Source organism: Microbacterium testaceum, from assembly GCF_001476285.1.
In the GTDB taxonomy this organism is placed as follows: domain Bacteria; phylum Actinomycetota; class Actinomycetes; order Actinomycetales; family Microbacteriaceae; genus Microbacterium; species Microbacterium testaceum_B.
Genome location: NZ_LDRU01000062.1, coordinates 15,955 through 35,252, shown reverse-complemented (window position 1 = coordinate 35,252; position 19,298 = coordinate 15,955). Strand labels below are relative to the sequence as shown.

General features: G+C 70.7%; 19 protein-coding genes. 13 read left to right on the top strand and 6 right to left on the bottom strand.

Annotated features, from left to right (window positions below; all coding sequences use genetic code 11):
* Window positions 1–61: 61 nt before the first annotated feature.
* Window positions 62–988 carry a hypothetical protein gene (locus NS283_RS18925; RefSeq protein ID WP_153009054.1) on the top strand — a complete coding sequence of 309 codons (927 nt, stop codon included), beginning with the start codon at window positions 62–64 and terminating at the stop codon, window positions 986–988.
* A gap of 43 nt (window positions 989–1,031) precedes the next feature.
* A complete protein-coding gene (locus tag NS283_RS11390) occupies window positions 1,032–1,748 on the top strand; it encodes a hypothetical protein (protein WP_058596989.1) in 717 nt (238 codons plus the stop codon).
* Between the two features lie 183 nt (window positions 1,749–1,931).
* Here the strand turns inward: NS283_RS11390 and NS283_RS11385 are convergent, their stop codons facing one another.
* Window positions 1,932–2,159 (bottom strand): DUF3253 domain-containing protein, encoded by a 228-nt coding sequence (locus NS283_RS11385; protein ID WP_342586562.1) that lies wholly within the window; start codon window positions 2,157–2,159, stop codon window positions 1,932–1,934.
* An 80-nt stretch (window positions 2,160–2,239) separates the two neighbouring features.
* Between NS283_RS11385 and NS283_RS11380 the strand changes: the two genes are divergently transcribed.
* A complete protein-coding gene (locus NS283_RS11380) occupies window positions 2,240–2,971 on the top strand; it encodes a YqjF family protein (protein WP_058596985.1) in 732 nt (243 codons plus the stop codon).
* Between the two features lie 88 nt (window positions 2,972–3,059).
* On the opposite strand, the gene NS283_RS11375 is transcribed toward NS283_RS11380, so the two are convergent.
* The 4 genes from NS283_RS11375 to NS283_RS11360 form a co-directional block, all read right to left on the bottom strand.
* Window positions 3,060–3,959 (bottom strand): glycine betaine ABC transporter substrate-binding protein, encoded by a 900-nt coding sequence (locus tag NS283_RS11375; RefSeq protein ID WP_058596984.1) that lies wholly within the window; start codon window positions 3,957–3,959, stop codon window positions 3,060–3,062.
* A gap of 98 nt (window positions 3,960–4,057) precedes the next feature.
* A complete protein-coding gene (locus tag NS283_RS11370) occupies window positions 4,058–5,041 on the bottom strand; it encodes an ABC transporter permease (protein WP_058596983.1) in 984 nt (327 codons plus the stop codon).
* Window positions 5,041–6,360: a quaternary amine ABC transporter ATP-binding protein gene (locus NS283_RS11365; protein ID WP_058596982.1), complete on the bottom strand. Its 1,320-nt coding sequence runs from the start codon at window positions 6,358–6,360 to the stop codon at window positions 5,041–5,043. The genes NS283_RS11370 and NS283_RS11365 overlap by 1 nt, the downstream gene beginning before the upstream one ends.
* Before the next feature lie 410 nt (window positions 6,361–6,770).
* Window positions 6,771–7,073: a chorismate mutase gene (locus NS283_RS11360; RefSeq protein ID WP_058596981.1), complete on the bottom strand. Its 303-nt coding sequence runs from the start codon at window positions 7,071–7,073 to the stop codon at window positions 6,771–6,773.
* An 81-nt stretch (window positions 7,074–7,154) separates the two neighbouring features.
* Here NS283_RS11360 and NS283_RS11355 point away from each other — a divergent pair, with 81 nt between their 5' ends.
* Window positions 7,155–8,279, top strand: a complete 1,125-nt coding sequence (locus NS283_RS11355; RefSeq protein WP_081317398.1) for an AI-2E family transporter — start codon at window positions 7,155–7,157, stop codon at window positions 8,277–8,279.
* A gap of 3 nt (window positions 8,280–8,282) precedes the next feature.
* Here NS283_RS11355 and NS283_RS11350 read toward each other — a convergent pair whose 3' ends face one another.
* Window positions 8,283–9,206: an N-acetylglucosamine-6-phosphate deacetylase gene (locus NS283_RS11350; RefSeq protein WP_058596979.1), complete on the bottom strand. Its 924-nt coding sequence runs from the start codon at window positions 9,204–9,206 to the stop codon at window positions 8,283–8,285.
* A 121-nt stretch (window positions 9,207–9,327) separates the two neighbouring features.
* Here NS283_RS11350 and NS283_RS11345 point away from each other — a divergent pair, with 121 nt between their 5' ends.
* The 9 genes from NS283_RS11345 (at window position 9,328) to NS283_RS11305 (ending at window position 19,062) form a co-directional block, all read left to right on the top strand.
* The gene (locus NS283_RS11345) at window positions 9,328–10,500 is read left to right on the top strand and encodes an ROK family transcriptional regulator (RefSeq protein WP_058596978.1); all 1,173 of its coding nucleotides are present in this window, start codon (window positions 9,328–9,330) and stop codon (window positions 10,498–10,500) included.
* A 179-nt stretch (window positions 10,501–10,679) separates the two neighbouring features.
* Window positions 10,680–11,939, top strand: a complete 1,260-nt coding sequence (locus NS283_RS11340) for an ABC transporter substrate-binding protein (protein WP_058596977.1) — start codon at window positions 10,680–10,682, stop codon at window positions 11,937–11,939.
* 62 nt (window positions 11,940–12,001) lie between these two features.
* Window positions 12,002–13,279, top strand: a complete 1,278-nt coding sequence (locus tag NS283_RS11335; RefSeq protein WP_058596976.1) for an alpha-L-fucosidase — start codon at window positions 12,002–12,004, stop codon at window positions 13,277–13,279.
* Between the two features lie 14 nt (window positions 13,280–13,293).
* Window positions 13,294–14,211 carry a carbohydrate ABC transporter permease gene (locus NS283_RS11330; protein WP_058596975.1) on the top strand — a complete coding sequence of 306 codons (918 nt, stop codon included), beginning with the start codon at window positions 13,294–13,296 and terminating at the stop codon, window positions 14,209–14,211.
* Window positions 14,201–15,142, top strand: a complete 942-nt coding sequence (locus NS283_RS11325; protein ID WP_058596974.1) for a carbohydrate ABC transporter permease — start codon at window positions 14,201–14,203, stop codon at window positions 15,140–15,142. The genes NS283_RS11330 and NS283_RS11325 overlap by 11 nt, the downstream gene beginning before the upstream one ends.
* A complete protein-coding gene (locus tag NS283_RS11320; protein ID WP_058596973.1) occupies window positions 15,139–16,623 on the top strand; it encodes a M81 family metallopeptidase in 1,485 nt (494 codons plus the stop codon). The genes NS283_RS11325 and NS283_RS11320 overlap by 4 nt, the downstream gene beginning before the upstream one ends.
* A complete protein-coding gene (locus tag NS283_RS11315) occupies window positions 16,620–17,348 on the top strand; it encodes a copper homeostasis protein CutC (protein WP_058596972.1) in 729 nt (242 codons plus the stop codon). The genes NS283_RS11320 and NS283_RS11315 overlap by 4 nt, the downstream gene beginning before the upstream one ends.
* Window positions 17,345–18,277, top strand: coding sequence for an ROK family protein (locus NS283_RS11310; protein WP_058596971.1), 933 nt, complete (start codon window positions 17,345–17,347; stop codon window positions 18,275–18,277). The genes NS283_RS11315 and NS283_RS11310 overlap by 4 nt, the downstream gene beginning before the upstream one ends.
* Window positions 18,277–19,062, top strand: a complete 786-nt coding sequence (locus NS283_RS11305) for a glucosamine-6-phosphate deaminase (RefSeq protein WP_058596970.1) — start codon at window positions 18,277–18,279, stop codon at window positions 19,060–19,062. The genes NS283_RS11310 and NS283_RS11305 overlap by 1 nt, the downstream gene beginning before the upstream one ends.
* Window positions 19,063–19,298: the final 236 nt, after the last annotated feature.

Below are 19,298 nucleotides of genomic sequence, written 5' to 3'. Positions count from 1 at the left end.
CCCCGGCCCAATCCGGCCCCACGACAAGCACCGTGTCGCATGCCCGACGTAGCATGGGAGCGTGGAGCCGCTGATGGTCTTGTTGGCCGAGTGGTGGTGGATCGGGCCCGCGGCGGCCGGTGCCGGCACACTCGGCTGGATCGGCGTGCGCCGCTCTCGCCAGCAGCGTGCCCTCCCCGCCGGCACCACCACGACGGGTGACCGCGCGGCTCGCGCGTGGGCGTCCCGCCCGATGAGCAAGAACGCGGCCCGTCGACTCGAACTCGACGCGGCGCAGCTCGACCTCCTCACCGCACGGCAAGCCATCACGCGCGGGCGGGCAGAGGTCAAGATCGCCGATGCCGAGGTGGTTCGTGCACAGGCGGAGCGGGCGGCATCCCGAGGCTCTTCCGAAGCCGTGTCGGCGGCACGAGCGCGCCTCGTGGCGGCGCAGCACGCTTTGCGCGCCGCGTCGGCCGACCTCCGGGCGCGACGCGCCGCGGTCAAGGCCGCGCAGGCGATGCTCCCCGCCATCCGTGGTGGGAGCGCCCCCCTCCCGGTCGAGCGCCTCCTCGCCGAACACGACGCCGTTCTGGCGCGCTGGATGGCCTACGAGACCGATCCGGCGCTCGCGATCGACTTCCCGGGGATGTCGGATCCTCGGTCGCCCCTGCTCGCCGAGTTCCTCCGGGCACACGAGAAGGCGCAGTGGCTTCGCCCCGCGTCGGCGCAGACGCGCCTCGAACCCGCGGACTTCCTCGCGTACCGCGACGCGGTCCGCCGCACGGTGAACGCGTTCGACCACGCGGAGCGCATCGCCCGACACGGTGACAAGAATCCGCCCCCCGCGTTCGACGGTTCCGAGGCCTGGGGACGCATGGCATCCGATCTCGCCGAATCCGCTCAGCGCGCCCTCGCCCGGTCGATGGAGTCCATGGGGCGGGCCGCCGCGCGCAGCTGGAACGAGCGGAACACGAAGCGCGGCCGGAAGAGCACCGACCCCGAGTGATCCCGGCGAGGTCGTCACCGCGGACCGGCGTAGCATGACGGGGGTGCATGACTTCTGGACCTTCGCGGGCAGCTACTGGTGGCTCGTGTTTCCGCTCTTCGGGATGACGATGGGGGCGGTCAACGGCGTGAACAAGCGCCGTGAGGTGCAGGCCCGCCGTCGGCACCGCGAACAGATCGAGCTGATCCGCGCGCAGGGAGGGGCCGCTCCGGCTCCGCTGGCGCCCCCCGCCGAGACCGATGACCAGCAGCGCGTCATCGCCGCGCAGGACGCCGTGACGCACCGCTGGCTCGAGTACGAGCTCGACGCCGGGAAGCTCATCACCTACCCCGCGATGAGTGACGGCCGCCAGCCGCTGACCGCCGCGTTCTTGCGCGCCAAGAAGGTCGCAGACAATCTCCGGCCCCGCGACGGGGAGACGCTCTCGCCCGAGCGGCTCAAGGAGTACCGCGACGCCGTCACCGACTACGAGGTCGCGTTCGAGGTGGCCGAACGCGACGCCCGTCGGGTGAAGGACGCGGCCTTCTCACCCGATGAGCGCAAGCGTCTCGATACCGCGAAGCAGTTGCTCACGGTCGCGACCGACCAGGCCGCGACGCCGAACGAGCGCCAGCTCGCGTACAAGCGCGTGCGCGAGGAACTCGACGGCCTGATCTGGCTCTCGGACGACGCGGTTGAAGAGCTCGAGAAGAAGGTCGCGCTCGAGCTGCCGCGCGGCGCCGAACCCGCGCCGCGGACGCCGCCCGAGCCCGCGGTCTGACCCCGCTCCATGCCGCGGGTTGCGCCCCATCCGCGCACCGGAATCGGCCCACCGCACCAGAATCGGGCGACCGACCCCTCGGCATCCGATTCCGCTTCACCTATCCGATTCAGCTCCTCCGCGCACGCGGTCCGACCCCGCGGCAGCCGCCCTCGCACCGCCGCACGGGAACCGCCGCGCAGCTCAGCGCTTCCGCCGGATCCGGACCGGACCCCGCGCGGTCGTCACATCGACGACCTCGCCCCTCTGCGTCACCTCGACCTCGCCGAGAACGACCAGCTCGTGCGCCGCGTCCCGCGCGGGCTGCATGAGGTCGCGCCAGTCGTCGCCGCCCACCGCGCGCGCGGCCTCCGACGGACAGATCGTCTTATCGGCATCCCGAGCCGCGAGCAGTTCGCGAATGGATGCCACGAGCCGAGGGTCCGCACCAGATGACGGGGCCATCTGTCCAGTCTCCCTCCGCGCGGCGGTGCCGGGGCCAGAATGAGCCGGTGCAAACCGAGCGACACGCCCCCGACCTGCCCGGCCGCGCGGTCATCGCGCAGCGGTGGAATCGCGCGGTGTTCGTGCACTGGCGGGTCGACCCGGCCGAGGTCGCGCCGCTCCTGCCGTCCGGAACCCGCCCCGATGTGCACGACGGTTCCGCGTGGGTGGGTCTCGTGCCGTTCGTGTTGAGCGAGTTCCGCTTCCTGCCGCTTCCGCCGGTGCCTCTCCTCGGCACCTTCACCGAGATCAACGTCCGCACCTACGCCGTTGACGACGAGGGACGCCGCGGCGTCGTGTTCCGCACGCTCGAGGCCGAGCATCTCGCGCCGGTCCTCGCCGCCCGCGCGCTGTTCGGCCTGCCGTACCGGTGGGCGCGAGCGGGGGTGCGCACCGACGGTGCGCGAATCGAGTTCCGGTCGCGGCGTCACGGGGGTCGGCATCCCGGAACCCGCGTGCGCGCGACACTCGGCACCGACACCGTCGACACCCCGCTGTCACGCTTCTTGACCGCCCGATGGGGCTTCCACGAGCGCCACCTGGGCCGCACGATCTGGGCCGCGAACGCCCACGAGCCGTGGCCGCTCGTCGAGGCCCGGCTCGACGAGCTCGACGACGACCTCGTCGCGGATGCCGGGTTCCCTCAGCTCGCCGGTCGCGCGCCCGACTCGGTGCTCGCGATGCCGGCGGGGCACCCGGGCTTCATCACGCGGTTCACCGCGGCGCGCTCGATCAGCTGATCACCGGCCGCCGCGGGCACGGCGCGGCCCCGCAGAAACAGACGACGGCGGCGGCCCCCACCCGAGGGGACCGCCGCCGCACGTCACGTCAGCGCTGCGTCGAGAACGCGCCGGGGTTCTGCTCGAGCCAGGCCTGCACGGCCTCGGGCTCCTTGCCCTCGCCGTACTCGTTGACGACGAGGTCTTCGAGGGAGCCGTACTGCTCGTCGTCGAGCTGAATGCCGGCGATGAGCTCGGCGGCATCCGGGTACTTCTCCTTGAAGCCCGAGGTGGCGAGGAAGTGCAGGGCCTCGGGCTTGCCCATCAGACCCTGGGGGTCCTCGAGATCCTTCACGTCGTACGCGTCGTTCGCCCAGAAGGGACGCCACAGGGTGACCGCGATGTCCTTCTGCGCCGCGATCGCGTTGTCGAGCTCGGTGAGCATGGCCGCGGTCGACGAGGTGACGAGCTCGAGGCCGTCGAGACCGTAACCGGGCATCGCGACCTCCTGCGTCTGCTTCGTCAGACCCGCGCCCGGCTCGATGCCGTAGATCTTGCCGTCGAAGCGCGCCGCGTTGTCTTTGAGCTGGTCGATCGAGTCGATGTCGACGTAGCTGGGCACCGCGATCGTGAGCTTGGCGTTGTCGTAGTACGCGCCGAGGTCCTCGATGCTGTCGCCGTACTTCTCCATGTAGTCGGCGTGCGTGAGCTCGGGCCAGGCCGACGGGTAGATGTCGACGTCGCCCTGGGCGAGGCCGGCGTACAGGGGGCCCGCCTCCGTGAGGGTCTGCATCTCGACGGTGTAGCCGAGCTTGCCGAGCTGGTCCTCGAGCAGGTACGCGGTGCTCAGGCCGTCGGTCCACGAGGGCAGGAAGCCGAGCGTGATGGTGCCCTTGCTGTCGTCGCCGCCCGAGCCGCCTTCGGCCTGGTTGCCGCTGGCGCAGCCGGCGAGAGCGAGGGCGCTGACGGCGCCGAGGGCGAGGGCACTGGTGAGGTGTCGCTTGTTCATTGCTGTGTTCTCTTCCTTTTCGTATGCGATTTCCGTGGGTGTCCGCTCGGAAGGGGCCGGTTGGTCCGCCCCTCCCGAGTGAGAGGGATGCCGAGGGGTCAGGCGCCCGTCGAGATCGGGGCGCGACGCGGCGACGCCTGCTCGCGCTCGGCCTCGGCAGCCGCATCCGTCGACGGAGCGGGGCGCGGGGGCGTGGCATCCGTCGATCCGGCGGCCCGACGACGGCCCAGGATCGCCAGCAGCGACGAGCGGTTGTCCGCGCGGTTGCCGAGCGCGGCGGTGAGGCGGTCGAGGTAGACGGCGAGGATGACGACGCTCAGGCCGGCCTCGACACCCTTGGGCAGGTTGACCGTCGAGATCGACTGCACGACCTCCTTGCCCAGACCGTCGGCGCCGACGATGCCGGCGACGACCGCCATCGACAGGGCGAGCATGATGACCTGGTTGACGCCGGCCATGATCGTGGGCATCGCGAGCGGGAGCTGGATGCCGCGGAGGATCTGGCCCGGGGTCGCGCCGAACGCCTGCCCCGCCTCGACGGTCTCGGAGTCGACTCCGCGGATGCCGAGCTCGGTCAGTCGCACGCCGGGAGGCAGGGCGAAGATGACGGTCGAGACGACCCCGGGCACGACGCCGATGCTGAAGAACGTGATCGCCGGGATCAGGTAGACGAAGGCGGGCATCGTCTGCATGAAGTCGAGGATGGGCTTCAGCACCGCGCGAACGGTCGCGTTCCGGGCCGACCAGATCCCCAGGGGAACCGAGATCGCCACCGCGACGACGGTCGCGACGAGCACGAGGGCGAGCGTCTGCATCGCGGTGACCCACTGACCCATCGCCAGGATCAGCGCGAAGCCGATCACGGTGCCGAGGGCGAGCTTCCACGAGCGCAGGAGCCACGCGAGCAGGGCCGCGACGACGATCACGACGACGATCGGCGCAGCGAGGAGCACGTCGCTCAGCCCGCCGACCAGGAAGCGGACGGTCACGGCGATGACGTCGAAGAATCCGGAGAGGTTGTCGCGGAGCCAGTCCACGCCGGCGTCGACCCACGAGCCGACGGGGATACGGAATCCATCCATCAGCGCACCCCCTCGATCTCGGAGGCCGCGACCGGAGTGTCGAGCACCGCGTCGATCTCGGCGGAGGGCAGGGGCTGCGGGAGCACGGTGATCTCCTCCGTGGAGCTGGGGCCAGGGCCGAGAGCGGCGAGCAGCGTGACGCGCGGGATGACGCCGGCCAGGCGTCCCTCCGCGTCGAGCACGGCGAGCGGCAGGGGCGACTCGACCGAGGGGACGAAGAGGTTCATCAGCACGTCGTCCTCGCGCACGCTCTGCGGGAGCGGACGCAGCTTGGACGCGAGCGAGCTCTCGCCCGCGCGGACCAGCTTCATGGCATCCCGATCCGTGATGATGCCGAGCGGCTTCCGGTCGCGATCGGTGACGTACACGGCCGACATGTATGCGTCGCGCATCTGCCGCAGCGCGGTGCGCGGACCGGCCGAGGCGTCGACGCGCGGACGCGGACGCTCCATGACGTTGCCGGCGGTGAGCACGCGGGCACGGTCGACGTCCTGCACGAACTGCTCGACGTAGTCGTTGGCGGGGTCGGTGAGGATGTCCTCGGGCGTGCCGATCTGCACGATGCGTCCGTCGCGCATGACGGCGATGCGGTCACCGAGGAACATCGCCTCGTTGAGGTCGTGGGTGATGAAGACGATCGTCTTCTTCAGCGTCCGCTGCAGCTCGATGAGCTGCTCCTGCATCTCGCGGCGGATGAGCGGGTCGAGGGCGCTGAACGCCTCGTCCATCAGGAGGATGTCGGTGTCGGCGGCGAGCGCGCGGGCGATCCCGACGCGCTGCTGCATCCCGCCCGACAGCGCCGAGGGGAAGGTGTCACCCCAGCCCTCGAGACCCACGAGCGCGAGGATCTCTTCGGCCTTCGCGAGACGCTCGGCCTTGCCGACGCCGCGGAGCTCGAGCGGGTAGGCGACGTTCGCGGCCACCGTGCGGTGCGGGAGGAGCGCGAAGTGCTGGAACACCATGGCGAGGCGCTCGCGGCGCAGAGACCGCAGACGCGAGGGGCCGACGCCGGTGAGGGCATCGCCCTTCACCTCGACGGTGCCGGCGGTCGCCTCGTGCAGGCCGTTCAGCATGCGGATGATCGTGGACTTGCCGGAGCCGGAAAGCCCCATGATGACGAAGATCTCGCCGGGCTGGACCTCGAAGCTCGCGTCGATGACAGCGGCGGTCCCGTGGTCGGCGATCTCCTCGCGGCGCGCACCGGAGCGGAGCTTCTCGACGGCGGCTTGCGGAGAACGTCCGAAGACCTTGAACAGATTCTTGGCGGCCAGAGCCGGCGTCGCGGAAGTCTGCGGCGCGAGGGCAGGCGGATGTGTCACTGGTGCACCTCGGCGGCCTCGGGTGGCCGCATCGGTCACGCCCGGGTGGCAGTCGCCGGCGCTCAGGGGGGTGGAGCGCGTTGGCGCGGGATGTCGGATCCCGCGGCCCCGACTGCCGACCGTACGCTCGCGGCGTCGACTCCCCCGAGTCGTCACCACGACCGCGGACTGGTCGAGTGGGCGGCCCAAAACCGGGCCGTCACTACGTTTTCATGCTGATGGATCGACTGGCAAGTTCGCGTACCGTCTTGCGATTCCGGATGCCACGTGGCACACGCGCGCGCGTGCGTCACCCTTTCAACGGGTGTCGCCAGCGGCGACACCGCGTGTCAGCCCGGGCGTGTCGCATCGCCTCGCGCGGGTCGCCCGAGCGTCCCGACGACGCGTCGCGACGACGCGCGGACGGGTCGTCAGTCCGTGGGGTGCGCGGCGGCCGAGCGGTGGTGACGGATGACCTCCGCCACGACGAAGTTGAACCACTTCTCCGCGAAGGCCGGGTCGAGATCGGCGTCCTCGGCGAGTCGCATGAGGCGCGCGATCTGCTGCTCCTCACGAGCGGGGTCGGATGCCGGCATCCCGTGCTTCGCTTTGAGCACGCCGACCTGCTTGGTGCACCGGAAGCGCTCGGCAAGCAGGAAGATGAGCGCGGCGTCGATGTTGTCGATGCTGCCCCGCAGATTCTGCAGGATCGTCGTGGGGTCGGCGTCCGTCATGTGTCCTCCCGAGTCGATCCGAGACTATCGCGCGGGCGCGCGCTCGAACGTGCGCTCTCAGCCGACCCCTACAGTGTGACCATGAGCCGATCGACGCGTCCCGACCCGACTGCCGAGGGCGCCGACGCCGGCGAGCCCACCTCGCGCGACCGCCCCGTCTGGTCCGCGATATCGCGGCCGTACGCGGCTGGCTTCTTCCTGACCCTGGGCGGCCTCACGGCGATCCTGCTGGGGCTCGCGCTGTCGAACCTGTCGACCGTGCTCATCTACATCGCGATCGCGCTGTTCGTGGCTCTCGCTCTCGATCCGCTGGTGCGCATGCTCGTACGCCGCGGGATCTCTCGCGCGTGGTCGATCGTCATCGTGTTCGGCGGCCTCGCCGTGATCCTGGCCGCGGCCCTGTGGTTGCTGATCCCGCCGGTCGTCCGGCAGGTCGAGCAGTTCGTCGGCGACATCCCGACCTTCGTCAACGACCTCATCGACAGCGACGCGGTGCGCTGGGTGGAAGCGAACTTCGGCGACAGCCTGGGGGACGTGCTCAAAGAGGTGCAGGGTTTCGTCACCAACCCGACGAACATCGCCGCGATCGGCGGGGGCCTTCTCCAGGTCGGCATCACGATCGGCACCTTCATCTCGGGAGCGATCATCGTCCTGGTGCTGAGCCTGTACTTCCTGGCGGCCCTGCCGAAGATGAAGAACAGCCTCGTGCGTCTGACTCCCGCGCGCAGCCGCGCGACGGTCTCCGACATGACCGGACAGATCACCGACTCGGTCGGTGGCTACCTGGCCGGCATGGTGGTCCTCGCCCTGTGCAACGCCGTCTTCGCGTTCATCGTGCTGACGATCCTGCAGCAGCCCTTCGCGGCCCTGCTGGCGGCGCTCGCGTTCGGGATCACGCTCATCCCGCTAGTGGGTTCCGTGCTGTTCTGGGCGGTCGCGACGGTCTTCACGCTGATCGTGAGCCCGACCTCCGGACTGATCTTCGCCATCGTCTACCTGATCTACATGCAGATCGAGGCATATCTCCTCACGCCCCGCGTGATGAATCGCACGATCTCGGTGCCCGGCTCGCTCGTCGTGATCGGCGCGCTCGTCGGCGGGACGCTCCTCGGCCTGCTCGGCGCCCTGGTCGCGATTCCCGTCACGGCCTCGGTCCTGCTGATCATCAAGCAGATCGTCATCCCGCGACAGGATGCCAAGAAGTAGCGCTCACGACAGCATTCCGGCCGGAACCGTCGAGGCCGCCGCTCGCGCCACCGCCTCCGGCACGCCCGCGGAGACGGCTGCGGCGACAGCCCGGTCCATCGTCAGGGTCGAGCCGGCGAGGGTGTCCGTTCCGGCGATCACCGGTCGGGTGTCGCGCACCTCGACCTCCAGTCCGCCCAGCCGGTAGACGCCGTCCCCCAACCCCGTCGCCGACATCGCATCGGTGACGAGCGCGACGCGGCCGGGAGCAGCGTCGAAAAGCGTCCGCAGGACGACGGGGTGCACGTGGACGCCGTCGGCGATCACCTCGAGCACGACGTGGTCGCGCGCGAGTGCGGCACCGACCGGCCCGGGGGCGCGGTGCCCGAGCCCCGGCATCGCGTTGAACGCGTGCGTGAGGAGGCGCGCGCCGCGGTCGAACGCGGCGGCGGCGGTGTCGTAGTCGGCCTCGGTGTGGCCGACCGCGACGACGACTCCGGCGGCGACGAACCGCTCGATCGCCTCACCCGCGCCGGGAAGCTCGGGCGCGATCGTCACCGAGCGCACGATCCCGTTCCCCGCCTCGATCAGACGCTCGGCGGCCTCCGCCGACGGCGCCGTCAAGGCCACGGGGTCGTGCGCGCCACGACGGCCGTGTGCAAGGAACGGCCCCTCGAGGTGCACGCCGGCGACCCCGGGGAGCAGGGGGAGCATCTGGCCGAGCTCACCCAGCCGGCGCGCCACGCGGTCGACGGGGGCGCTGACGAGGCTCAGGAGCAGCGTCTGCGTCCCGTGTGCGCGATGGTGATCGACCGCCGCGCGCACGCCGTCGAGGTCGGCGTCGTCGAAGCCGTGGCCGAGCGCTCCGTGGCAGTGCAGATCCACGAACGCGGGCACGGGCACGGGTCCGGAAGGGGCGCCGACGGGCTGGCTGTGCGGCGAGGTCATGCCGCCCACCGTAGTGCAGAGATCTGATCAATCGGTCGCCGTGGCCGCTCGATCACCGCCCGACCGACGCTCCGCGACGTGCAATGATCTCGTCACCGCGTCCCCCGTCGAAAGCAGCCGAATGAGCGCGCCCTACCCCCACCTCACGTCGACGGGCGGCGTCTTCTCGCTCATCCGCGACGGTCTCGCGCGGTCACGGTCGGACCTCTCCCGACTGACCGGTCTCGCCCCCTCGACGATCACGCTGCGAGTCGATGAGCTCCTCAGCCTCGGCGTCGTCGAGGAGGCCGGCGAGACGGCATCCCGGGGCGGACGACGTCCGCGCAAGCTCGCCCTCGCCCGAGACGGTCGCGTGATCGCGGGCATCGATCTCGGCACCGCCCACGCCACGATCATCCTGGAAGACCTCCGTGGCACGCGCGTCGCCCGTCATCGGATGAGTCTCGACATCGCCCGAGCTCCCGAGGTGGTGCTCCGTGGCATCCATCGCGAGGTCCTCACCCTGGTGGCGGCCGCCACGGAACCGGTCACGCTCGCGGGCATCGGCCTCGCCGTCCCGGGGCCCGTGGGCGTTCCGGACGGACGGATCATCTCGCCGTCGCGGATGCCCGGATGGAACGGGATCGACGCATCGGCGATCCTCGGGGGCATCGCAGGCGTCCCCGTCCGCTGCGAGAACGACGCCAACGCGATGGCACTGGGTGAGCACATCGCCGACGGCCGCCGCTCGGCGAACATGCTCGTCGTCAAGGCCGGATCGAGCATCGGCGTGGGCATCATCGCCGACGGCGCCCTGTATCGCGGGGCCACCGGCGTCGCCGGCGACATCACCCACATCGCCGTCGCCGGATCGACCGTGGCCTGCGTCTGCGGACGCGTCGGATGCCTGGATGCCATCGCCGGCGGTCGCGCGATCGGCGAGGCCATGACGGCGGCCGGGATCCGCGTCGACGATGTCGCGCAGCTGGCCGATCTGGCCCGGGACGGACACCCCCTCGCCACGCGCCTGCTGCGCGAAGCGGGCCTGCGCACGGGCAGCGTGCTGGCGACCATCGTCGGGTTCTTCAATCCGGAACGTCTCGTCCTCGGCGGCATCATCGCCACGACCGATGAGTTCGTGGCCGGTGTGCGCTCGAGCATCTACGACCTGTGCCTGCCGCTCTCGACGTCGTCGCTCGACGTCGCGGCCTCGACCGAAGGCTGGGACATCGGTGCCCGCGGGGCGGCGCTGCTCGTTCGCGACGAGCTGTTGTCCGCGGCATCCATCGACGCGCTGGCGCGCCCGCGTACCTGACTTAGTTCACTGTTTGAAATCAAAAAGACGACTTCATGCGATCTGTGTAACAGGTCAGTTACGGAATGAAGCCAATGTCATTCGCGCCGTTAGCTTCTCCCCAAGACCCATTCATCCGATGTCTCCAGGGCTGATACGCCGGACCCGACCTCCGCAGCCCGCACCCGAGAGGAAACCTCATGCACAAGAAACGGATCGCCTTCGCGGGCCTCGTCGCCGTCACGGCGATGGGCTTCACCGCCTGCGCCTCCGGCGGCAGCGCGGCCGACGGCGGCAAGACGACCATCGTCTGGAACATGTGGGCCGGTGACACCGCGTCCGAGCAGAAGCTCAAGGACCAGATGGCCGTCGCACAGAAGCTCGTCGGCGACGACATCACCATCGAGCTGCAGACGGCGCCGTGGGCCGATTACTTCACGAAGCTCAACACGAACATGGCGTCGGGCAAGGTCGCCTGCGTCACGGGCATGAACGGTCAGCGTCTCGCCGGCTACACCGACGTGTTCGACGAGCTCACCGACGACGACCTGTCGACCATGGGGATCTCGCGCGACGCCTACAACCCGGGCGCGCTCAGCGTGATGGAGAACGGGGGCAAGCTCTACGGCCTGCCCTACGACACGGCGGCGATGCTCCTCTTCTACAACGCCGACCTGTTCGCCAAGGCCGGCGCACCCCTGCCGACGAACGACTGGACGATCGACGACTTCGAGAAGGCCGCGAGCGACATCACCGCCAAGGCCGGCGCGAAGGGCTTCGCCGTCTCGGTCGACGAGTTCCAGTGGCTCTCGCTGCCGATGGCCGAGACGGGCCTGCAGCCGGTGGACGAGTCCGGCGCACTCGACCTCACCAACCCCGACTTCGTCGAGGCAGCCACCCGCTACGGCGACCTCGTCACCAAGCTCGGCGTCTCGGACGCCGTCCCCTCCGCCTCCGACTCGGCGTGGACCACGACCCAGTTCGAGAACGGCAAGGCCGCGATGATCATCGAGGGCACGTGGATGGCATCCACTCTCACCTCTCCCGACCTCGGCTTCTCGGCGGGTGCCGTGCGCATCCCCCGCGGTTCCGACGGCGCGTACGGCGTCGCACTCGGCTCGGGCTACGGCATCGCCGCGAACTGCGAGAACAAGGAAGCGGCGCTCAAGGTGCTCGGAGCCCTCTCGAGCCCCGACGTGCAGTCCGTCATCGCGCAGCAGGGCGGCTACCCCGCGCAGCTCGCCAGCCAGCCGGAGTTCTTCACCGCGCTCCCGGACGCCACGCGCGACAACCTCACGCAGGCCTTCACCGCCGCCTTCGAGGGCGCCGTGTCGCAGCGCGTGACCGACCAGTGGACGCAGGTCGCGACCGCCATGCCGAACGAGCTCGTCAGCGTCTACACGGGCCAGGCGACCATGTCGTCGGTGCTCGACGGTCTCGAACAGCGTTTCGGTAAGTAAGCCCCTCGGGGAGGCGGCGCCACTCGGCGCCGCCTCCCCCTTCTTCCTCGAGGAACACCGCCATGACCGCGAGCCGCACCGACTGGTTCGTCCACGACCGCTTCGGAATGTTCGTCCACTTCGGGCTCTACAGCGTCGCCGCCCGGCACGAGTGGGTCCAGAACTACGAGCGCATCGAAGCCGCCGACTACGCGCGCTACGCACGCTTCTTCGACCCCGACCTCTTCGACGCGCGCACCCTCGCCCGTCAGGCCCGCGAGGCCGGCGCACGCTACGTCGTGCTCACCGCCAAGCACCACGAGGGCTTCTGCCTGTGGGACACGGCGACGACGCCGTTCAACGCCGTCGAGGCCTGCGGCCGCGACCTCGTGCGCGAGTACGTCGACGCGCTGCGCGCCGAGGGCCTGCGCGTCGGGCTCTACTTCTCTCTCCTCGACTGGTCGCACCCGCAGTACACGATCGACCGGCACCACCCCCAGCGCGGCGTCGCCGATGTCGCCGAGCGCAATGCAGCGCGAGACATGGCCGTGTACCGCGAGTACCTCCACGCTCAGGTGCGCGAACTGCTGACCGGGTACGGTCCGCTCGACTACCTCTTCTTCGACTTCACCGAGCCCGCTGAGGAGGACGGCCTGCCCGGGAAGTCGCCCGAGGACTGGGATGCCGAGACCCTCCTGGCGATGTGCCGGGAGCTGCAGCCCGACATGGTCGTGAACGATCGCCTCGGCATCCCCGCCGATCTCGTCACCCCCGAGCAGTACCAGCCGGTTCGCCCCTTCGAGCGCGACGGCGTCCCCCTCGTCTGGGAGGCCTGCCAGACCATCAACGGCAGCTGGGGCTACCACCGCGACAACCACGACAGCAAGAGCGCGGCCCTGCTGGTGCGCATGCTCGCGCGCTCGGTGGCCCTGGGCGGCAACCTGCTGCTGAACGTCGGCCCCACCGGACGCGGCGAGATCGCCCCGCGCGACGCGGCGCTGCTGTCGGAGGTGGGCGAGTGGATGACCCGGCACGCGGATGCCATCCGCGGCGCCGCCGCGTCGAGCTTCACCGCCCCGTCGGGAGTCGTGTACACGCAGCGCGGCGACCGGCTCTACGCGCATCTTTTCGACTGGCCCTTCGGCCTGCTCCACCTCCCCGACCTCGCCGGTCGCGTCGAGTTCGCGCGGTTCCTCGACGACGGATCCGAGGTGCTGTTCGAGAACATCCCCGCCGACCAGGAGGCGTTCAACCTCCAGCCCGCGGCCCCCGAGCCGGGGACCCTGACGCTCAAGCTCCCCGTCCAGCCTCCGTCGGTCGCGCTGCCCGTGATCGAGCTGTACCTGCGGGCCTCCTCATGACGAAAGGCCACCGGATGGTCACCGAGTCCTCCATCGCCCCGCGGCGACGCAACACGATCGAGCGGAGGGAACGTCGCCAGGCGCTCGGCTTCATCACCCCGGCCGTACTCGGTCTCGCGGTCTTCACCGTGCTGCCCGTGGGGCTCGCGATCGTGATGAGCCTGTTCGACTGGCCGATCTTCGGCAAGCGCGCGTTCGTGGGCTTCGACAACTACGTCACGCTGCTCACCTCGTCGCCCGACTTCTGGCCCGCGCTGCGCAACTCGGCGGTCTTCACACTGCTCTACGTGCCGCTGAACCTCGTCGTGGCGCTCGGGCTGTCGCTGCTGCTCGGCCCCCGCATCCGCGGCCGCGCCGTCTTCCGTGTGCTGTTCTTCATCCCGGTGGTCACACCGATCGTCGCGAGCGCGCTCATCTGGCGACTCGTGCTGCAGCCGGACGGCCTCCTCAACGGCATGACGGTCTCGCTCTTCGGGTGGGAACTGCCGAACTTCCTGGTCGACCAGAACTGGGCGATGCTCGCCGTCGTCGCGATGAGCGTCTGGGCCGGGATGGGCTACAACATGCTCGTCCTCACCGCCGCGCTCGAACAGGTACCCACCTCGGTCGTCGAGGCCGCGCAGATCGACGGGGCCCGTGGCATCCGTCTCGTCTGGCAGGTGATCATCCCGCTCATCTCGCCCGCGATCTTCTTCGCCGCGGTGATGACGATCATCTCGTCGATGCAGGTCTTCGCCCAGCCGCAGCTGCTCACCGGCGGCGGCCCCGGTACCTCGACCGTCCCGCTGGTGATGTTCATCTACAACACCGGCTTCAAGTTCCAGGATCTCGGTCTCGCCGCCGCGGGCGCGTGGATCCTGTTCGTCATCATCATCGGCATCACGGCGCTGCAATTCCGGGCGCAGAAGAGGTGGGTGCACTATGAGCACTGAGACCCTGCGACAGACCCACCGTCCGACCCCGCTGTCGCCGGCGACCGCCGTCGAGGGACCGCGCGGCGGCCGACGCGGCCGGCGCCGGGGACAGCCGGCCTCCCGCGGCGAGCGCCTCGGGCTGATCGGCGCGTACGTCGCGGTGATCTTCGCCGCGGTGATCTTCGCCGCACCTCTCGTCTACGCGTTCTTCTCGGCCCTGAAGCCGTCGAACGAGGTGCTGCTGGCGCCTCCGACGCTGATCGGCAGCGAGGTGCGGTGGCAGAACTTCCTCGAGGTGTTCAGCTTCGCGCCGTTCACGACGTACATCGCGAACTCGTTCTTCGTGTCGATCGCCGGGGTGCTCGTCGTCCTCGTCGTCTCGGCGACGGCGGGCTACGCCTTCGGACGTCTGCGCTGGCCCGGGCGCGACATCGTGTTCGTCCTCTTCCTCGGCACGCTGATGGTCCCGCAGGAAGTGCTCGTCATCCCGATGTTCGTCGTCATGCAGTGGTTCGGGTGGGTCGACACGTACCAGTCGCTCATCTTCCCGTGGGCCTTCACCGCCTTCGGCACCTTCCTCATGCGGCAGTTCTTCCGCGGCATCCCGTTCGAACTCGAAGAGGCCGCGCGCATGGACGGCGCGGGTCCCGTCCGCACCTTCATCCAGGTCATCCTGCCCCTGGCGGGTTCGGCGCTCGCGGTGCTGGCCGTGTTCACGTTCCTGAACTACTGGAACAGCTACCTGTGGCCGCTCGTGACCGTCAACGACTACAACGCCCTCGGAACTCTGCCGATCGGTCTCGCGAGCTTCGCGACGCAGACCGGGACACGGTGGGACCTGCAGATGGCGGCGACGATCATCTCGATGATCCCGACCACGATCCTCGTGATCGCGCTGCAGAAGCACCTGGTCAAGGGCATCGCGACGTCGGGTCTGGGCGGCCGATGACCGCGCGACTGCCCCGGATCGTCATCGCCGGAATGGCGATCGAGTCCAGCGCGTACGCGGCCCATCGCGCCGGCCACGACGACTTCGCCGTGCTGCGCGGGAGCGAGGTGCTCGCGCGGTACCCGTTCCTCGCGCCCGGGACGCCGCTGGGCGACGCCGCGGAGTGGATCGGCGTCTTCTACGCGCGCTCGATCCCCGGCGGGCAGGTGCGTCGCGACGTGTACGACGACTTCCGCTCCCGCATCGTCACCGGCCTCGCCGAGGTCGGGAACGTGGATGCCGTGTACCTCGACGTGCACGGAGCGATGGGAGTCGAGGGCATGGACGACGCCGAGGGCGACCTCGTCGAGGCCGTGCGCGCGGTGGTCGGAACCCGACCCCTGATCACTGCGCCGATGGACCTGCACGGCAACGTCTCGGAACGCTTCGCCCGCGCCGTCGACCTGCCGACGTGCTTCCGCCTCGCCCCGCACGAGGACGCGGAAGACACCCGCGAGCGCGCGGCGCGGACCCTGCTCGAGTGGGTCGACCGCGACGAGCGCCCCGCGCGCGCCTGGGTGCGGGTGCCGATCCTGCTCCCCGGCGAGAAGACGTCCACGCGCGTGGAGCCCGCGAGAAGCCTCTACGCGCGCCTCACCGACGTGGAACGGATGCCGGGTGTCACGGACGCGTCCATCTGGATCGGATACGCGTGGGCGGACGAACCCCGGTGTCACGCCACCGTCATCGTCAGCGGCGACGACCCCGACGCGATCACAGCCGAGGCCGAGGAGCTCGCCCGCGGGCTGTGGGACGTCCGCGACGACTTCTCGTTCGTCGGGCCGCCCGGCTCGCTCGCCGAGGGGATCTCCGCGGGACTCGCGCACCGCGCCGCCGGAGGCGAGCGGCCCTACCTCGTCAGCGACTCGGGCGACAACCCGGGTGCCGGCGGCTCGGGCGACGTCACGTGGACGCTGCACCAGTTGCTTGCCGACGAGCGCCTCACCGGCGCTGTGGACGATCTCACCGTCGCCGTCGCGTCGATCTTCGACCCCGGCGCCGTCGCTTCTCTCGACGACGCCGCCGTGGGCTCGACGGTCGACCTCCAGGCCGGAGCCCGCGTCGACGACCGCGTCAGCGGCCCGGTCCGCATTACGGGTGTGCTGGTCGGCAGGTACGACGACCCGGTCGCCGGCCGTGTCGTGGTCATCGGGGTCGGCGCCCTGCGGGTGATCGTCACGGAGCGGCGCAAGGCCTTCCACGCCGTCGACGACTTCCGCGCGGTCGGGATCGACCCGCTCGCCACCGACATCGTCGTGACGAAGATCGGGTACCTCGAGCCCACGCTGTACGACGTGGCCGCGGGTTGGACGCTGGCCCTCACCCCCGGGCCGGTCGATCAGGACCTCGCGCGTCTGGGCCACCACCGCATCGCGCGACCGATGTTCCCCTTCGACGCGTTCGACACCGCCCCCGATCTGACGGCGACGGTGCTGCGATGACGACCTTCGAGTTGGCGGTTCAGGATGCCGCGGGCATCCGCGTCGCGGCCGAGCTCGGCGTCGACCGTATCGAGCTGTGCTCCGCCCTGTCGCTCGGCGGCCTGACCCCCTCGGCGGGTCTCATCGCCGCGGCGGCGGCCTCCGGCATCCCGACCCATGTGCTCGTACGCCCGCGGGCGGGCGACTTCGAGTATGACGACGCCGAGCGGGCCATCATCGTGGAGGACGTCCTCTGGGCGCGCGCGCACGGGGCGACCGGCGTGGTCGTCGGTGGCCTTCGCCACGGCCGGATCGACGACGCGCTGATCTCGCGCATCGTGGTCGCCGCAGACGGCGCCCCGGTGACGTTCCACCGGGCGTTCGACAACCTGGCCGACCTCGACGCCGGCCTCGACCGCCTCGCAGACCTCGGCGTCACGCGTGTGCTGACCTCGGGCGGCGAAGCACGCGCGGTCGACGCTCTCGCGGTGCTGCGGCGCCTGGTGAGCCGCGCGGGTCGCGACATCGAGATCATGGCGGGGAGCGGCGTGCGCTCCGACAACGTCGCGCGGATCGCCGCGACCGGCGTTCACGCCGTGCACGCCTCCGCCAAGCGGGCCGTCACCGGTACGCCGGGCGTCGCGCTCGGTTCGGCGGCGACCGACGGCGGCGGTTACGAGACCGTCGATGCCGACGAAGCGCGTCGCGTGCTCGGCATCCTGCGTTCGAACGAGGAGGCGAGATGACGCTTCTTCTGGGAGTGGACAACGGGGGCACGCGGGTGAAGCTGCTGCTCGCCCGCGAGATGGAGGGGCGGCTCGAGCACGTGCGCACGGCCGACGCGCCGACCCCGCGCGGGCCCTCGGCCATGGACGAGCTCGCGGCCCTCACACGGACGTTCCTGGCGGACGACCGCGCCGACGCGTTCGGCCTGACCGTCGCCGGGATCCTCGACGAGGCGTCCGGGCTCGTGGCCACCAGCGCGAACATGCGCTGGCTCGAGGGACTCGCCCCCGCTCGCGAGCTGTCCGACCGCCTCGGTATCCCCGGAGAGGCCGTCCAGGACGGCGTCGCCACGGCGATCGCGGAGGCGGTCCTCGGCGCCGGGCGCGGAGCGGACGACGTCTTCGTGCTGGCCCTGGGCACGGGCATCGCCGGTGCCCACGTCGTCGACGGGTCGGTGCGGAAGGGCGCCCACGGCGGTGCGGGCGAGATCGGCCACATCGCCACGGGCGGGGGCGAGAAGTGCACGTGCGGGCAGTCGGGATGCCTGGAGTCGCTGCTGGGTGGCACGCGCCTCGGCGCGCGCTGGGATCGCGCCCGTGGGGTCGACGCGCAGTCGACCGCCCTCGACGTGGTGCTCGCCGCGGAGCGCGGCGACGGCACGGCCCGCGCGATCCTCGACGAGGCCACCACGGCTCTCGCGAACGGGCTGCTCAGTCTGATGGCGATGATCGACCCCGGGGTGATCGTGATCGGCGGCGGCCTGTCGAACTCCCCCGCGTGGATCATCGACCCCGCGATCGAGAAAGCCCACCGCCGGGCGACCTTCCACGCGGTACCCCCGATCATCCGGGCTCAGCTCGGATCATGGGCGGGGGCGTGGGGCGCCGTGCTGACGGCGGCGCACAGCAGGAGCGGCGAGCGCCGCCTCGAACGAACGGAGTTGGTCTGATGGCCGAGGTCGTGATCACGCGCACCGCCGAGGAGGCCTCGGCGCTGGCCGCCGACCACGTCGCCCGGGCGATCGCCGCGCAGCCGCGGCTCGTCCTGGGCGTGGCGACGGGCTCGACCCCGGAACGGTTCTACCGGCACCTGGCCCGGCGCATCGCGGAGGACGGCCTCGACACGTCGGGGGTGCGGGCCTTCGCGCTCGACGAGTACGTGGGCCTTCCCGCCGACCACCCGGAGTCGTACGCCGCCGTCATCGAGCGCACCGTGACCGCGCCGCTCGGTCTCGACCCCGCGCACGTGCACGTGCCCGACGGCCGCGCGACCGATCCGTTCGCCGCCGCCGCCGCGTACGACCGCGCGATCGGCGAAGCCGGCGGCGTCGACATCCAGATCCTCGGCATCGGACGCAACGGCCACATCGGATTCAACGAGCCGGGGTCGTCCCTCGGCTCGCGCACCCGCGTGAAGACGCTGGCCGCCACGACCCGCGAGGCGAACGCGCGCTTCTTCACCGACCCGGAGGACGTGCCCGTGCACTGCATCACGCAGGGCATCGGCACCATCCGCGAAGCGCGGCACCTCGTCCTGCTGGCGTTCGGGACCGACAAGAGCGCCGCGCTCGCGGGTGCGGTGGAGGGGCCCGTATCGGCGAGCCTGCCCGGCTCCGCGATCCAGCTGCACCCGCACGTCACCGTGCTGGCTGACGAGGACGCCGCGCGGGAGTTGGCGCTGGCGGATGCCTATCGCGAGGCGTGGCGGCTCAAGCCCGCGGCGCAGGGGTTCTGAGTCGCGGCGACGAACCCTGTACAGCGCCTTGGGCGCGAGCGCTGAGCCTGTCAGCGCTCAACGAGCGGATCCCGCGCGGGCGGCTGAGCCCCACACGCCGGCATGTCCCACTATGTGCAGCTCACCCGCGTCGATCTCGCACATTTCGGGACACGCCCCCCGCCGCCGGCCACCCCAGCACAGGCATGTCCCACTATGTGCAGCTCACCCCCGACGACCTCGCACAATTCGGGACA

Excerpts from the sequence above, each read along its gene's own strand:
- NS283_RS11375 (WP_058596984.1), bottom strand. The coding sequence starts at position 3,959 with ATGAACAAGCGACACCTCACCAGTGCCCTCGCCCTCGGCGCCGTCAGC.
- NS283_RS11370 (WP_058596983.1), bottom strand. The coding sequence starts at position 5,041 with ATGGATGGATTCCGTATCCCCGTCGGCTCGTGGGTCGACGCCGGCGTG.
- NS283_RS11360 (WP_058596981.1), bottom strand. The coding sequence starts at position 7,073 with ATGACGGACGCCGACCCCACGACGATCCTGCAGAATCTGCGGGGCAGC.
- NS283_RS11355 (WP_081317398.1), top strand. The coding sequence starts at position 7,155 with ATGAGCCGATCGACGCGTCCCGACCCGACTGCCGAGGGCGCCGACGCC.
- NS283_RS11350 (WP_058596979.1), bottom strand. The coding sequence starts at position 9,206 with ATGACCTCGCCGCACAGCCAGCCCGTCGGCGCCCCTTCCGGACCCGTG.
- NS283_RS11345 (WP_058596978.1), top strand. The coding sequence starts at position 9,328 with ATGAGCGCGCCCTACCCCCACCTCACGTCGACGGGCGGCGTCTTCTCG.
- NS283_RS11340 (WP_058596977.1), top strand. The coding sequence starts at position 10,680 with ATGCACAAGAAACGGATCGCCTTCGCGGGCCTCGTCGCCGTCACGGCG.
- NS283_RS11335 (WP_058596976.1), top strand. The coding sequence starts at position 12,002 with ATGACCGCGAGCCGCACCGACTGGTTCGTCCACGACCGCTTCGGAATG.
- NS283_RS11330 (WP_058596975.1), top strand. The coding sequence starts at position 13,294 with ATGGTCACCGAGTCCTCCATCGCCCCGCGGCGACGCAACACGATCGAG.
- NS283_RS11325 (WP_058596974.1), top strand. The coding sequence starts at position 14,201 with ATGAGCACTGAGACCCTGCGACAGACCCACCGTCCGACCCCGCTGTCG.
- NS283_RS11320 (WP_058596973.1), top strand. The coding sequence starts at position 15,139 with ATGACCGCGCGACTGCCCCGGATCGTCATCGCCGGAATGGCGATCGAG.
- NS283_RS11315 (WP_058596972.1), top strand. The coding sequence starts at position 16,620 with ATGACGACCTTCGAGTTGGCGGTTCAGGATGCCGCGGGCATCCGCGTC.
- NS283_RS11310 (WP_058596971.1), top strand. The coding sequence starts at position 17,345 with ATGACGCTTCTTCTGGGAGTGGACAACGGGGGCACGCGGGTGAAGCTG.
- NS283_RS11305 (WP_058596970.1), top strand. The coding sequence starts at position 18,277 with ATGGCCGAGGTCGTGATCACGCGCACCGCCGAGGAGGCCTCGGCGCTG.